Origin of the sequence: Bacteroides sp. L10-4 (assembly GCF_013373675.1) — a bacterium.
Lineage (GTDB): Bacteria > Bacteroidota > Bacteroidia > Bacteroidales > Bacteroidaceae > Bacteroides > Bacteroides muris.
In genome coordinates this window covers 109,753-124,351 of sequence record NZ_JABXJH010000004.1, presented here as the reverse complement: position 1 = coordinate 124,351, position 14,599 = coordinate 109,753, and the positions used below count along the sequence as shown (strand labels likewise).

Sequence of the window (14,599 nt, the reverse complement as noted above, 5' to 3'; positions counted from 1 at the left end):
TATGAATAGAAAACAGTTAATAATCGTCCTGATGGCTTGCCTGCTCCCCCTAGGGGTACAGGCACAGCAAGGGACATTCCGTTTTGCCCAACTGACGGACATTCATCTGACCCCGAACAATCCGAACCCCACTGAGGACCTGCTGCGTTCCGTGGCACAGATTAATGCCACCGACAGTATCGACTTTGTCCTGGTGACAGGCGACCTGACCGAAGAAGGCGACCGTGCCACCATGGAAAAAGTGAAGTCGTGCCTTGACTTGCTGAGAGTTCCCTACCATGTAGCCCTGGGCAACCATGAAACAAAATGGAGCGACTCCGGCTGCACCGCTTTCGGAGAGATTTTTGGCGGCGAACGCTTCAAGTTCGAGCACAAGGGATTCCTTTTTCTCGGTTTCAACTCCGGTCCGCTGATGCGCATGGCCTACGGGCATGTAGTGCCGCAAGACATCCGTTGGATGACGGAAGAAATGGATAAAAACGGCAAAGACAAACCGGTGATACTTGTCACCCACTACCCACTGATGGAGGGGGATGTGGACAACTGGTATGAGGTGACGGATGCCGTCCGCCCCTACAACGTGCGTCTGTTTATCGGCGGGCATTATCACAGCAACCGGGATTTACGCTATGACGGCATTCCGGGCGTACTGATGCGCAGCAACCTGCGCGACAAAGAAGGGAAACCGGGATACGGCATCTATGAAGTAACCGGGGATTCCATCCGGGTATACACGCAACGTATCGGTGAACCCAAGAAGCAATGGACAACATTCTCGCTGACCGGACAGTATTACGACCGCAACGGAAAGGCAGAGAAATATCCCGACTTCTCGGTCAACAAAGAATATCCGCAAGTAAAGGAGCAATGGATGGTGCAGACGGGCGCAGGCATTTACTGCTCTCCCGCCGTAGAAAAAGATAAAGTGTTCGTAGGAGACGATATGGGACGGCTGACGGCCTACACCCTGAAAAACGGCAAAAAGCTATGGAGCTTTGAATCCGGCAAACGCATTGTCGGTACTCCGGCCGTAAGCGAAGGTGTCGTTGTATTCGGCTCTGCCGACCGCCACATCTACGGATTGAACGCCAAAGACGGCAACCTGCTCTGGACGGTAAGAGCTGCCGAACCGGTACTCGGAGCCGTGACCATCGCAGACGGTACCGCCTACATCGGTGCCAGCGACGCCACTTTCCGTGCCATAGACATCCATACGGGAAAAGTAATCTGGGCCTATACCAGCGTGAAGGGCTACATCGAAACCAAGCCGCTGGTGACGGAAGACAAAGTCATCTTCGGCGCATGGGACAATACACTGTATGCCCTGAACAAGGCAGACGGACGTGAACTATGGAAATGGACGGGCGGACTGACCCGCATGCACTTCTCTCCTGCCGCCGTATGGCCGGTGGCCGCCGACGGCAAAGTATTCATTACCGACCCGCAGCGCGCCATGACCGCCATAGACATCCATACGGGCAATACCGTGTGGCGCACCTTTCAGTCCATGGTGCGCGAGACCATCGGACTTTCCGAAGACGGTGAACGTATCTACAGCAAGACGATGAACGACAGCATTGTTTGCTATGCAGCCCGAGGAGATGCTCCGCGGGAGTTGTGGGCAACCCATGTAGGCTTCGGTTATGAGCATGCCCCCTCCATGCAAGTGGAAAAAGAGGGGGTAATGTTTGGCAGTACCAAAGAAGGACTTATCTTCGCACTGGAAGGAAAAACAGGCAAAGTACTGTGGAAACATAAAATAGGGAATTCACTCATCAGTACCGTAGTTCCGTTGAACGGTCACGAAGTTCTGTTCACGGCAACCAGCGGGGAAACGGGACTTCTGAGAATTAAAAATTGAGAATTAAAAATTAAAAGATATATCATGAATAAAATCAGTTGCTTTCTTCCCTACGCAGGAAAAGAACAAGTAGAAAAAACAGTAAACAGCCTACAGGCGACAGGACTTATAGAAGAAATCCGGTTAATTACGACCGATACCACTCTGGAATCGCTCCCGGGCTGCGAAATATTGTTTGTAGACATGCCCTACAGCAGTGCAACCCTCAAAGCTATTGCTAATGCAGCCAAGGGAGAATACACATTGCTTTATACCAAAGAAACTACCCTCGAAATGGGTATGTTTGCCCTGGAGCGTATGATACATATTCTTGAAGATTCAAGCGCCGGTATGGTATATGCCGACCACTACCAAATAGCAGACGGCAAGCAAAGCAATGCTCCGGTAATCGACTACCAATTCGGTTCCTTGAGGGATGACTTCAACTTTGGCTCCCTGCTTCTTTTCAACACCGAAAAACTAAAGGAAGCCGCTGGGCACATGAAGTCCGACTATAAATTTGCCGGCCTTTACGACCTGCGCCTGAAGTTAAGCCAGTATTCAGACCTGGTACACATCAACGAATATCTGTACAGCGAAGTGGAAAACGACACCCGCAAAAGCGGCGAAAAGATTTTCGACTATGTAGACCCCAAAAACCGTGACCGCCAGATTGAGATGGAGCAGGCATGCACCGAACATCTGAAAGAAATCGGGGGGTATCTGGCACCGGAATTCAAAAAGATTGAGTTCTCTGCCGGTAACTTCGAGTATGAAGCTTCGGTCATCATTCCGGTACGCAACCGCATCCGTACCATCCGTGACGCCATCAAATCTGTATTGATGCAGAAGGCAGACTTTAAATATAATCTTATCATCATCGACAACCATTCCACAGACGGCACAACGGAAGCCATCGACGATTTCAAGGACGACGAACGCGTCATCCATATCATCCCCGAACGCAGCGACCTCGGCATCGGCGGTTGCTGGAATATGGGTGTACACCACCCAAAGTGCGGCAAGTTTGCCGTGCAGCTGGACAGCGACGACGTATACAAAGACGAAAACACACTTGCCATCATGGTCCGCGCCTTCTACGAACAGAATTGCGCCATGGTGGTAGGCACCTATATGATGACGGACTTCAACATGAACATGATTGCTCCGGGCATCATCGACCACAAGGAATGGACTCCGGCAAACGGACGCAACAACGCCCTCCGCATCAACGGTCTGGGTGCCCCGCGCGCCTTCTACACTCCGGTGCTGCGCGAAGTGAAAGTACCCAATACCAGCTATGGCGAAGACTATGCGCTGGGACTGAACTTCTCTCGCCAGTACCAGATAGGACGCGTGTACGACGTGGTCTACCTCTGCCGCCGCTGGGACGACAATTCCGATGCGTCGCTGGATATTGTAAAGATGAACGGACACAACCTTTACAAAGACCGTATCCGTACTTGGGAACTCCAGGCACGCATAGAAATGAACAAAAAGAATGAAACAAAGCATTAAATGTCAACAGCTTGCACTCGCGCTTTTCAGGCATTGGTGTTTGACGTGACAGACACCGGTGTTTGACAGAACGCTTATAATCACTAATTTAAAAAATCAAATGAATCAAACGATACACAATCTTCTGACTGAACAACTGGCATCCTGGGAGACGGCACGCAACAACTATGCCGCCCTCTCCGGAGTGCGGGTGAAAGAGCTGAATGTAAACGGCATACCTTATAAGGTACAGTTCAACCCCGCACGCATCGTTTCCTCCGGTGCCAAGGTGGATACCAAGTCCATCCAGGCACGGAAATGCTTTCTGTGCCCGGCAAACCTGCCAACGGTACAGAAAGGCATCTCGTTTGGTGTACACTACCATATCCTGGTGAATCCGTTCCCCATCTTCCCCCGTCACCTGACGGTACCGGAACTGGCACATACCCCGCAACGCATAGCCACCCGCTTCACCGACATGCTGGAGCTGGCCGAGGCGCTGACGGATTACACCATCTTCTACAACGGTCCCAAATGTGGCGCTTCCGCCCCCGACCATGCCCATTTCCAAGCAGGAAACAAAGGCTTCATGCCCATTGAAAAGGACTGGCGCGGACAGACCGCCGGGAAAATAGCCGATTATAGGAAGGCAGTACTGTGGTATCTTGACGATGCCCCCAGAGCCACGCTTGTGATTGAGTCCGCCTCCAAGGAAGATGCGGCAGACCTGTTCGACATCGTTTACCGCTCTCTGGACACGAAACCCGAAGAAGACGAGCCGATGATGAACGTACTGGCCATGTACGAGGCCGACCGTTGGGTGGTCTTTGTCTTCCCGCGCGAGAAGCATCGTCCCACCTGCTACACCGCCGAGGGAGAAGCCAATCTGCTGAGCAGTCCGGCATCCGTCGACTTGGGAGGGGTCTTTATCACCCCCGTAGAAAAGGATTTCTTGAAAATCACTGCGGAAGATGTGGCACAGATATTAAGTGAGGTATGCCTCTCTGCCACAGACTTCCACAAGATACGGCAGCGTATCAGGGAAAAAATGTGACTTCTGAAATCCAAGAACTCTAATTTTAAAGAAATACCATTATGAAAGAGCCCAAAGTACAAGTAGGCATCCTGTTTGAACCGCAGATAGAATTCGTTTTGCTGAACCCGTATCGCATGGACGGAACGGAAGTCAGCGGCAAGCAGGTAGTGACCTATGACGAAGGAAAGATTCTTTGGAACGGACGCCGGTATGACGAACTGCTGTTCGAACCGCAACACGAGCAGACCGATGCCTTCGAACTATTGGACGTTACCATCGGCATCAATTTCCATTGGGAGCGCAAGGAAGACCAGCGTTTTCCGGGTGCCCTCAAAATCATCGTTGAGAATGGAAAGCTCACCGGCATCAACGTCATCCATGTAGAAGATTATCTGACCAGCGTCATCTCTTCTGAAATGAGTGCCACCGCTTCTCTGGAACTGCTCAAGGCACATGCTGTCATCTCCCGGAGCTGGCTACTGGCACAAATACAGAAGAATAAGGAAATCACCGAAGCCCAAGCCAACTACTCGGCCTTTACGCAGACCGACGAAGAGCTGATTCGCTGGTACGACCGAGAGGACCACACACGTTTCGATGTATGCGCTGACGACCATTGTCAGCGCTACCAAGGCATTACGCGTGCATCCACTGATATTGTGAAACAAGCCATCTCCGCTACCCGCGGCCAAGTGCTGACGTCCGACGGAAAGATTTGCGACGCCCGTTTTTCCAAATGCTGCGGCGGTGCTTTCGAGGAGTTCCAATACTGCTGGGAAGACATCAAATACCCCTATCTCACCCGACAGCAAGACAGCAAAACGCCCACCACGCTACCCGATTTGACGCAGGAAGCCGAAGCGAACCGCTGGATTCGCACCTCCCCCGAAGCATTCTGCAACACCACCAACAAGAAAATCCTCTCGCAGGTACTCAACAACTACGACCAGGAGACTACGGACTTCTATCGCTGGAAGGTGGAATACACCCAGGAAGAACTTTCAGCCTTCATTCTGAAACGTTCGGGCATTGACTACGGACAAATCATCGACCTTATCCCCATAGCCCGTGGAACCAGCGGACGCCTCTGGAAACTGAAAATTGTGGGAACCAAGCGCACGCTCACCATCGGCAAGGAGCTGGAAATTCGCCGTACGCTCTCTACTTCACACCTCTACAGCTCTGCCTTCGTGGTGGACAAGGAGGAGTTGTCCGCCGAAGGCATTCCCGGACGCTTCATCCTCACCGGTGCCGGTTGGGGACATGGTGTGGGGCTTTGCCAGATAGGTGCAGCCGTGATGGGTGAGCAAGGATATAAGTATGACGAGATACTGCTGCACTACTATATAGATGCAAGCATCGACAAACTGTATGAATAATCAGATAAAGCACAATAAATCAATATCATGAACTATACAAAAAACATATCACCATGGGCCTGGGTACCCACCTTGTACTTTGCACAAGGTATTCCGTATTTCATCGTAAACAACATCTCCGTGATGATGTTTACCAAAATGGGCGTACCGAACGGAGAAATGGCCTTGTTTACAAGCCTGCTCTATCTGCCCTGGACTATCAAACCCTTCTGGAGCCCGTTTGTCGACATCATCAAGACCAAAAGATGGTGGACTCTTTCCATGCAGATTCTGATGTCTGTGGCATTCATTCTGCTGACGCTCTCCATTCCACGACCGGACGAGGCGACTATGGCAGCCGGAACAACTCCCATCAGCATGTTCAGCATCACGCTGATGCTTTTCATCATTACGGCTTTTGCCTCTGCCACACACGACATCGCTGCCGACGGCTTCTACATGCTGGCACTGAAACAGAGTGACCAGGCAGCCTTCGTCGGCATCCGAAGTACGTTTTATCGGCTTGCCTCTATCTTCGGACAAGGCGTGCTCGTGGCCATTGCCGGTGCCATCGAACTGAAGACCGAGAACATTCCGCTGTCATGGACCATCACGATGCTGGTTACAGCCGTTCTGTTCAGCCTGGTGACGTTCTATCACCTCTTTGCAGTCCCTAAACCCGCCTCTGACAAGTCTACACTGGCAGCCGATGCCGCCACTGCAGGAGCCATATTCAGGGAATTCGGACGAACATTCGCCACCTACTTCACCAAACCGGGTGCATTGCTGGCCATCGTATTCATGTTGCTGTACCGCCTGCCTGAGGCATTCCTCATCAAAATGTGCATGCCCTTCCTGGTGGCCTCCAAAGAATCGGGAGGCCTGGAACTCTCGACTGCAGAAGTAGGTATCGTATACGGCACCATCGGAGTCATATTCCTCACCCTGGGCGGTATCCTGGGAGGGTTATTCGCGTCACGCATCGGATTGAAGAAATCCATCTGGTGGATGGCAGGATGCATGACTCTGCCATGCCTGACGTTTGTCTATCTTGCCATTGCCCAGCCCGACAATCTGTTTACCATCTCAACCGCCATCGCCATCGAGCAATTTGGCTACGGCTTTGGCTTCACGGCCTACATGCTCTACATGATGTACTTCTCCGAAGGCGAATTCAAAACTTCCCACTATGCCATCTGCACCGCATTCATGGCACTGAGCATGATGATTCCGGGTATGTTTGCGGGGTATATTCAGGAGGCTATCGGATATACCGACTTCTTCTGGTTGGTAATGATATGCTGTTTCGCCACGGTTGTGGTCACCCTCTTTGCAGACAGAAGAATAGACCCGGAATATGGGAAAAAATGATGAATGATGAATGTTTAATTATCAGTGATCAGTGATGAAAAAGATTATTGTAATATCCTTACTCTGCCTCCTCTGCGGAGGTGCGATGCAAGCACAGAAGATAAGAATAAAGACCGGTATCGAGGTACTGAAAGAACAGAATTTCCGATGCCTGGAAGGTAAGCGTGTAGGGTTGATTACCAACCCGACGGGAGTGGACAACCGGATGAAGTCCACCATCGACATACTGCACGAGGCGCCGAACGTAAATCTTGTGGCACTCTACGGCCCCGAACACGGCGTGCGCGGCGATGTGCACGCAGGCGACCATGTGACGGACATCAAAGACGCAACTACCGGACTGCCCGTCTACTCGCTTTATGGAAAGACCCGCAAAGCCACACCGGACATGCTGAAAGACGTGGATGTATTGGTATATGACATCCAGGACATCGGTTGCCGTTCCTTTACCTACATCAGTACCATGGGACTGGCTATGGAAGCCGCCGCCGAAAACGGCAAGGAATTCATCGTGCTGGACCGGCCCAATCCCGTAGGCGGACTGAAAATTGAAGGCAATCTGGTTGAAGATGATTGTATTTCTTTTGTAAGCCAGTTTAAAATTCCGTACCTTTACGCCCTCACTTGCGGTGAGCTGGCACTGATGCTCAATGGCGAGAAGATGTTGAAGGATGGGGAACAATGCAATCTCCACATAGTGGAGATGAAAGGCTGGAAACGCAAGATGGATTACACCCAAACCGGACTGCAATGGGTTCCTTCCTCTCCACACATTCCACATCCACATTCTGCATTCTTCTATCCCGTCAGTGGCATCTTGGGCGAGCTGGGATATATGTCCATTGGTGTGGGCTATACCATTCCGTTCCAGATGTTTGCCGCGCCGTGGGTGGAAGCGGAGAAGCTGGCCGGAAGCCTGAACCGTCTGAACGTACCGGGGGTTATCTTCAGACCGATGTACCTGAAACCGTTCTACAGTGTAGGCAAAGGCGAGTTGCTGCAAGGCGTGCAAGTGCACATTATGGATTTCGGCAAAGCACCGTTGAGCGACCTGCAATTCCTGGTCATGCAGGAAGTCGCCGCCCTCTATCCGGACCGTGCCGTGTTTGACCATGCCGACAAGGGACGTTTCTCGATGTTCGACAAGGTAAGCGGTTCGCGGCAGATACGCGAGCGCTTCTCAAAGCGGAACCGTTGGGAAGATATACGCGACTACTGGTATAAAGATGCCGAAGACTTCCGTAAGTTGTCGAAAAAGTATTATTTATATAAATAAATTTACAGATAAATAAGGAAGGGAAAAGAACCTGATACGAAGACTATTTCAGTCGTATACAGAACCACATTCAGTCGTATACTTAAATATACTCAGTATACGACTGAATGTACCCCCTCGTAAGACACGTTTACAGAGCACTTTGAAGCGAAGTGATGCAATAAAAAAAAGTGAACATGAAAGAGCATAGTTACATGGCTTTCCTGCAGGAAGCAAGCCAAATCATTCCGCAGGAAAGAATTTATACCGACGAACTTCGCCGACTGGCTTGGGGTACGGATGCCGGTTTCTACCGCCTGATTCCCCAGATTGTAATCCGTTCGAAAGACGAGGACGAAGTTTCACAACTGTTGAAACTGGCGAGCCGCCACAAACTGCCCGTCACCTTCCGAGCGGCAGGAACCAGTTTGTCGGGCCAAGCCATTAGTGACTCCATCCTCATCGTAGCCGGCAAGAATTGGGAAAAATACAGCATATCTGCCGACCATGAACAGATAACCCTCCAACCGGGCATCATCGGACAGCGTGTAAACGAGTTGCTGGCCCCCTACGGTCGCAAGTTTGCCCCCGATCCCGCCTCGGTGAAAAGCGCCATGGTGGGCGGCATCGTCATGAACAATGCTTCCGGCATGAATTGCGGCACGCATGCCAACAGCGACAAAGTGCTTGTTTCCGCCCGCATCATCCTGATGGACGGCACCCTGCTGGATACGGGAAATCCCGTCAGCCGCGCTTCCTTCGAAGTGACCCATCGCGACTTCATCCGCCGCATCTGCATACTGCGCGACGAAATACGCGCCAACGAAAAACTGGCCGAACGCATCCGTTACAAATACTCCATCAAAAACGTAACCGGGCTCAATCTGCTGCCTTTTGTCCGTTTCGACGACCCGTTCGAAATCATCGCCCACCTCATGGTAGGTTCCGAAGGTACTCTGGCGTTCCTTTCGGAAGTGACGATGAAGACCGAATATGACTATCCCTACAAGGCCAGCGCCATGCTCTACTTCAAGAGCATCAAAGAAGCGAGCCGCGCCGTGGTAGCCATGAAGAAGCTGGTCGACGAAACCGGCGAATGGACAGTAAAAGGGGCTGAAATGCTGGACTACAAGAGCCTTTCCTCCGTCAGCGACCCCGTATTCCTGAAATACAAAGGTGAAGTTGCCTCCTCTGCCCTCCCCGGCGTAGAGCCGGGTGACGAAACCGGACTGACCGCAGTGCTGACCGAAACCAAAGCCCGCACCCCGGAAGAACTACAACAGAACATATCTGCCATCGAAGCATGCCTGCAAGCCTTCACTACTTATATTCCGGTACGCTTCACCGACCGGCCGGAAGAATATTCCAAATACTGGGCCATCCGTTCCGGCATCTTCCCTTCGGTAGGAGGTACCCGCCGGCCGGGAACCACTTGCCTCATCGAGGACATAGCCTTCCACATTGAAGACCTTCCGGAAGCAACGGCAGAGTTGCAACAACTCATAGCCCGCCACGGATATGACGACGCCTGCATCTATGGCCATGCTCTTGAAGGAAACTACCACTTCATCATCAACCAATCCTTCAGTACCCAAGCTGAAGTGCGACGTTACGAAAACTTGATGAATGACATCAAGACCTTGGTAGTAGACAAATATGACGGTTCCCTGAAAGCCGAGCATGGTACGGGTCGGAATATGGCTCCCTTCGTCCGCCATGAATGGGGAGATGACGCCTACAAAGTCATGAAAGCCGTCAAAGAGCTGTTTGACCCGCAAGGATTGCTGAACCCCGGTGTCATATTCAATGATGACCCGCAATGCCATATCAAGAACTTCAAGCCGCTGCCCTTATTGATGGAAAATGGAAAAGGAAGAAATGACACAGTATCCCATTCCCAGCTATCCACTATCCACTCTCGGTTAAACAAGTGTATCGAGTGCGGTTTCTGCGAAGTCAACTGTCTCTCCTGCGGCTTTACCCTTTCCTCGCGCCAGCGCATCGTGTTGCAGCGCGAAATATCCCGGTTGAGACAAAGCGGTGAAGACCCGACACGCCTTGCACTGCTCGAAAAGCAATACCGCTATCCCGGCAACCAGACTTGCGCCGGAGACGGCCTCTGCTCCATGTCGTGTCCGATGGGTATCAATACGGGCGACCTTACCCATATAATCCGCCGGGAAGCATTGCCCAAAGGCAGCCTGGGATACAAAGCCGGAGACTTTGCCGCCAATCATTTCGCCGGTGTCAAGAGTGCACTGCGTCCCACATTATCCTTGGCCAACTTCAGCCACTCCCTATTAGGGACAAAGGCCATGAGTAGTATTACCAAAGGCCTGCACAATGCATTAGGCATACCTCTATGGACGCCGGCTATGCCAAAGCCCTTCCAGCCTCTCCCCCTTTATGATAAAGCAAAAGCATCTACTCACCCTCCCTACGGAGAAGGAGGCAAGGAGAGAGAGGCCGTAGTTTATTTCCCCAGCTGCATCAACCAGACCATGGGCCTGGCCAAGAAGTCTCCCGTAGAGCAGCCATTGGTAAATAAAATGGTGTCTTTGTTGCAAAAAGCCGGTTACGAAATCATCTTCCCGAAAGATATGGACAAGCTTTGCTGTGGCACCATTTGGGAAAGCAAAGGGATGCTGGACATCGCCGACCGCAAGACAGCCGAATTGGAGGCCGCACTTTGGGAAGCCAGCGAACAAGGCAAATACCCCATCCTCTGTGACCAAAGCCCTTGTCTGCACCGCATGCGCGAATGTATCAAGAAAATGAAACTGTATGAACCTGCAGAATTCATCTATGTCTTCTTACGTGACAAGCTGATTTTCACACCCATCAATCGCCCCGTAACAGTCCACATCACCTGCTCCATGCGGAAAATGGGACTGGCAGATACCATTATAGCCCTTGCACGCCTCTGTTCCAGCAAAGTCATCGTGCCGGAAGAAGTAGGCTGCTGCGGTTTTGCCGGAGACCGGGGATTCACCTATCCCGAGCTGAACTCGTACGCCCTACGCAAACTCCGTCCGCAAATAGAAGCGTCCGGAGTGAATATAGGCTACTCCAACAGCCGTACTTGTGAAATCGGATTGACAACAAACTCGGGTATCCCCTACGTCTCCATAGCCTATCTGGTAGACGAATGTACAAAGGCGGCTGATAGTTAGGATTAATAATTAACTTAACACACAAATATTACAATGAACAGTACCAAAGTAAGTAAACGCATCCTTGCACTCGACATTCTCCGTGGTATCACCATCGCAGGTATGATTATGGTAAACAACCCCGGTTCGTGGGGACATATCTATGCCCCCTTGCGGCATGCAGAGTGGAACGGCCTGACCCCCACCGACCTCGTCTTTCCTTTCTTCATGTTTATCATGGGAATTTCCACATACATTTCCCTGAAGAAATACAACTTCGAGTTCAGCTATGCCGCCGGTATGAAAATACTGAAACGTACCATCGTCATTTTCCTCATCGGCATGGCCATCGGCTGGTTCTCGCGTTTCTGCTATTATTGGGCTTCAGCTCCGGACGATCTCAGTTTCGGAGAAAAGCTATGGGCTTCCGTCTGGACATTCGAACGTACCCGTATCTTGGGTGTCATGCAACGGCTGGCGCTTTGCTACGGTGCAACCTCCATCATTGCGCTAACCATGAAGCATAAGCATATACCTTATCTGATAGCCGGCCTATTGGCAGGCTACTTCATCCTGTTGATGTGTGGCAACGGTTTCGCCTATGATGAGACGAACATTCTTTCCGTGGTAGACCGTGCCATCCTAACCCCTGCACACATGTACAAGGATAACGGCATAGACCCCGAAGGGCTGTTAAGCACAATCCCTGCCATTGCACACGTGTTGCTGGGCTTCTGTGTAGGACGGCTGATGCTGGATGGCAACAAGTCGGAAGACCGTGCTTCATTTCTCAATTCGCAGCTTATCACCTTGTTTCTGGCAGGTGTCATCCTTACTTTCTCCGGTTTCCTGCTGAGCTACGGTTGTCCTATCAACAAGAAAATATGGTCTCCTACCTACGTACTCGTCACTTGCGGACTGGCATCCAGTTTTCTGGCATTGCTTATCTGGATTATTGATGTGAAAGGCAATAAGAAGTGGAGCATGTTTTTCGAGGCATTCGGTGTGAATCCGCTGTTCATGTATGTATTGGGCGGCGTACTTAGCATACTTTTCGGCAGCATCAGTTTCTCGTGGGGAGACGGCAGCATCAGTGTACACAGATTCTTATATAATATAGTCCTCATGCCCGTTTTCGGTGAAACCGCCGGTTCCCTTGCCTTTGCCCTGCTGTTTATCGCCATTAACTGGTGTATCGGCTACCAGTTGTACAAACGAAAAATATATATCAAAATATAATGATTGAACATCCCCGTTAATCATTGAACATTAAACATCAATCATTGAACATTAAACATTATTTATATGATTCTAATAGCAGACAGTGGCTCTACAAAGACCGATTGGTGTGTTGTAGAGAATGGAGTACTTCTCCAACAGATATTCACGAAAGGGACGAACCCTTTCTTTCAGTCGGAAGAGGAAATCAGTAATGAAATAGCAACAGCGCTATTACCTCAGCTGAAGACAAGCGAACTGGATGCCGTATACTTTTATGGTGCAGGATGCGGATTTCCCGACAAGATAAGTATGGTGCACCGTGCCATTACCAAACACCTCAATGTGAAAAATGAAGTGGAAGTCAATACCGATATGCTGGCTGCCGCACGTGGCCTCTGCGGACATGACTCAGGCATTGCCTGCATCATGGGAACCGGCTCCAACTCATGTTGTTATGACGGGAAAAGCATTGTCACCAATGTATCTCCTCTGGGATTCATCTTGGGAGACGAAGGCAGCGGAGCCTGTTTGGGCAAACTGTTGGTAGGCGATATCTTGAAAAATCAGATGACACCCGAGCTTAAAGAGAAATTCCTCAAACAGTTCGACCTGACACCTGCCGATATCATCGACCGCGTCTACCGTAAACCTTTCCCCAACCGTTTCCTGGCAAGCTTGTCACCATTTCTTGCACAGAACCTGGGCGAACCTTGTGTACGCGCTCTGGTGCTGAACAGCTTTAAGGCATTCCTTAAACGCAACGTCATGCAATATGAAGACTATCAACATCAAAAAGTACATTTCATCGGTTCAGTAGCCTTCTATTACAAGGAAATTCTGGCAGAAGCTGCCCAAGAAATGGGTATCCAACTGGGTGCAATCATCAAGAGCCCCATGGAAGGACTCATCAAATATCACAACTGAAAGTGACAAATCGTAAATAGTAAATCGTCAAATAGCAAATAGACTATGTTCGTAAAAATCTCTGAGCAACCATCGCTCTACAATGACTTGGAAAAAAAATCAGTCCGTGAAATTCTGGAAGACATCAATACCGAAGACCAGAAAGTGGCGCTTGCCGTACAGAAGGCAATCCCTCAGATAGAGAAACTGGTAACCCAGATTGTGCCTCGCATGAAACAAGGCGGACGCATCTTCTACATGGGTGCGGGTACCAGTGGACGTCTTGGCGTACTCGACGCTTCGGAAATTCCACCGACTTTCGGTATGCCCCCCACACTGGTTATCGGCTTGATTGCCGGTGGCGACACTGCATTGAGAAATCCGGTAGAGAATGCCGAAGATGACATTCACCGCGGTTGGGAAGAGCTGACGGAACGCAATATTACAGACAAGGACACTGTCATCGGTATTGCTGCATCCGGCACCACCCCCTACGTAATCGGCGCCATGCACCAGGCACGTGAACACGGCATACTGACCGGCTGTATCACCAGTAACCCGGACTCGCCAATGGCGGCAGAAGCGGATGTAGCCATCGAAATGATTGTAGGGCCTGAATATGTGACGGGAAGCTCGCGCATGAAATCGGGAACAGGACAGAAAATGATACTGAACATGATTACCACTTCCGTCATGATACAGTTGGGACGCGTGAAAGGCAACAAGATGGTGAATATGCAGCTCAGTAACAAAAAGCTTGTAGACCGTGGTACCCGTATGATTGTAGAGGAACTCGGACTGGACTATGGCAAAGCCAAGGCACTGCTGCTGATGCACGGTTCGGTGAAGAAGGCAGTGGACGCATACAGAGCCCCTCGTGCCACTAAAGAGGAAGAAGAATAGTTTCAAGAACAATTAACCCGATTAATTATCCCCTTCCCCTTTCAAGAGTGTGTCAAAACCCCT

Annotated in this window: 10 protein-coding genes; all 10 read left to right on the top strand. The window is 50.7% G+C overall.

Annotated elements, in window-relative coordinates; genetic code table 11:
* Window position 1 precedes the first annotated feature (1 nt).
* The 10 genes from HU824_RS02855 to murQ all read left to right on the top strand — a co-directional run bounded on the left by HU824_RS02855 (window position 2) and on the right by murQ (window position 14,536).
* A complete protein-coding gene (locus HU824_RS02855) occupies window positions 2-1,861 on the top strand; it encodes a PQQ-binding-like beta-propeller repeat protein (RefSeq protein WP_176468023.1) in 1,860 nt (619 codons plus the stop codon).
* A gap of 24 nt (window positions 1,862-1,885) precedes the next feature.
* Complete coding sequence (locus tag HU824_RS02850) at window positions 1,886-3,358, top strand: glycosyltransferase family 2 protein (protein WP_176468022.1); 1,473 nt, start codon at window positions 1,886-1,888, stop codon at window positions 3,356-3,358.
* Window positions 3,359-3,458: 100 nt separating this feature from the next.
* Complete coding sequence (locus tag HU824_RS02845; RefSeq protein ID WP_176468021.1) at window positions 3,459-4,391, top strand: DUF4922 domain-containing protein; 933 nt, start codon at window positions 3,459-3,461, stop codon at window positions 4,389-4,391.
* A gap of 41 nt (window positions 4,392-4,432) precedes the next feature.
* Window positions 4,433-5,752, top strand: a complete 1,320-nt coding sequence (locus tag HU824_RS02840; protein ID WP_176468020.1) for a SpoIID/LytB domain-containing protein — start codon at window positions 4,433-4,435, stop codon at window positions 5,750-5,752.
* A 27-nt stretch (window positions 5,753-5,779) separates the two neighbouring features.
* The gene (locus HU824_RS02835) at window positions 5,780-7,102 is read left to right on the top strand and encodes an MFS transporter (protein WP_176468019.1); all 1,323 of its coding nucleotides are present in this window, start codon (window positions 5,780-5,782) and stop codon (window positions 7,100-7,102) included.
* A gap of 34 nt (window positions 7,103-7,136) precedes the next feature.
* A complete protein-coding gene (locus tag HU824_RS02830) occupies window positions 7,137-8,378 on the top strand; it encodes an exo-beta-N-acetylmuramidase NamZ domain-containing protein (protein ID WP_136008906.1) in 1,242 nt (413 codons plus the stop codon).
* A gap of 176 nt (window positions 8,379-8,554) precedes the next feature.
* Entirely contained in the window at window positions 8,555-11,530 is a 2,976-nt protein-coding gene (locus tag HU824_RS02825) for an FAD-binding and (Fe-S)-binding domain-containing protein (protein ID WP_176468018.1), read from the top strand.
* Window positions 11,531-11,563: 33 nt separating this feature from the next.
* Complete coding sequence (locus HU824_RS02820) at window positions 11,564-12,748, top strand: acyltransferase family protein (RefSeq protein WP_136008904.1); 1,185 nt, start codon at window positions 11,564-11,566, stop codon at window positions 12,746-12,748.
* Between the two features lie 66 nt (window positions 12,749-12,814).
* The gene (locus HU824_RS02815) at window positions 12,815-13,654 is read left to right on the top strand and encodes a BadF/BadG/BcrA/BcrD ATPase family protein (RefSeq protein ID WP_136008903.1); all 840 of its coding nucleotides are present in this window, start codon (window positions 12,815-12,817) and stop codon (window positions 13,652-13,654) included.
* A gap of 45 nt (window positions 13,655-13,699) precedes the next feature.
* Window positions 13,700-14,536, top strand: coding sequence for an N-acetylmuramic acid 6-phosphate etherase (gene murQ, locus HU824_RS02810; protein ID WP_136008902.1), 837 nt, complete (start codon window positions 13,700-13,702; stop codon window positions 14,534-14,536).
* Window positions 14,537-14,599: the final 63 nt, after the last annotated feature.

What these genes read in the sequence shown, in the direction of transcription:
- HU824_RS02815 (WP_136008903.1), top strand. Translation starts at nt 12,815, where the DNA reads ATGATTCTAATAGCAGACAGTGGCTCTACAAAGACCGATTGGTGTGTT.
- HU824_RS02840 (WP_176468020.1), top strand. Translation starts at nt 4,433, where the DNA reads ATGAAAGAGCCCAAAGTACAAGTAGGCATCCTGTTTGAACCGCAGATA.
- HU824_RS02830 (WP_136008906.1), top strand. Translation starts at nt 7,137, where the DNA reads ATGAAAAAGATTATTGTAATATCCTTACTCTGCCTCCTCTGCGGAGGT.
- HU824_RS02825 (WP_176468018.1), top strand. Translation starts at nt 8,555, where the DNA reads ATGAAAGAGCATAGTTACATGGCTTTCCTGCAGGAAGCAAGCCAAATC.
- HU824_RS02835 (WP_176468019.1), top strand. Translation starts at nt 5,780, where the DNA reads ATGAACTATACAAAAAACATATCACCATGGGCCTGGGTACCCACCTTG.
- HU824_RS02820 (WP_136008904.1), top strand. Translation starts at nt 11,564, where the DNA reads ATGAACAGTACCAAAGTAAGTAAACGCATCCTTGCACTCGACATTCTC.
- murQ (WP_136008902.1), top strand. Translation starts at nt 13,700, where the DNA reads ATGTTCGTAAAAATCTCTGAGCAACCATCGCTCTACAATGACTTGGAA.
- HU824_RS02850 (WP_176468022.1), top strand. Translation starts at nt 1,886, where the DNA reads ATGAATAAAATCAGTTGCTTTCTTCCCTACGCAGGAAAAGAACAAGTA.
- HU824_RS02845 (WP_176468021.1), top strand. Translation starts at nt 3,459, where the DNA reads ATGAATCAAACGATACACAATCTTCTGACTGAACAACTGGCATCCTGG.
- HU824_RS02855 (WP_176468023.1), top strand. Translation starts at nt 2, where the DNA reads ATGAATAGAAAACAGTTAATAATCGTCCTGATGGCTTGCCTGCTCCCC.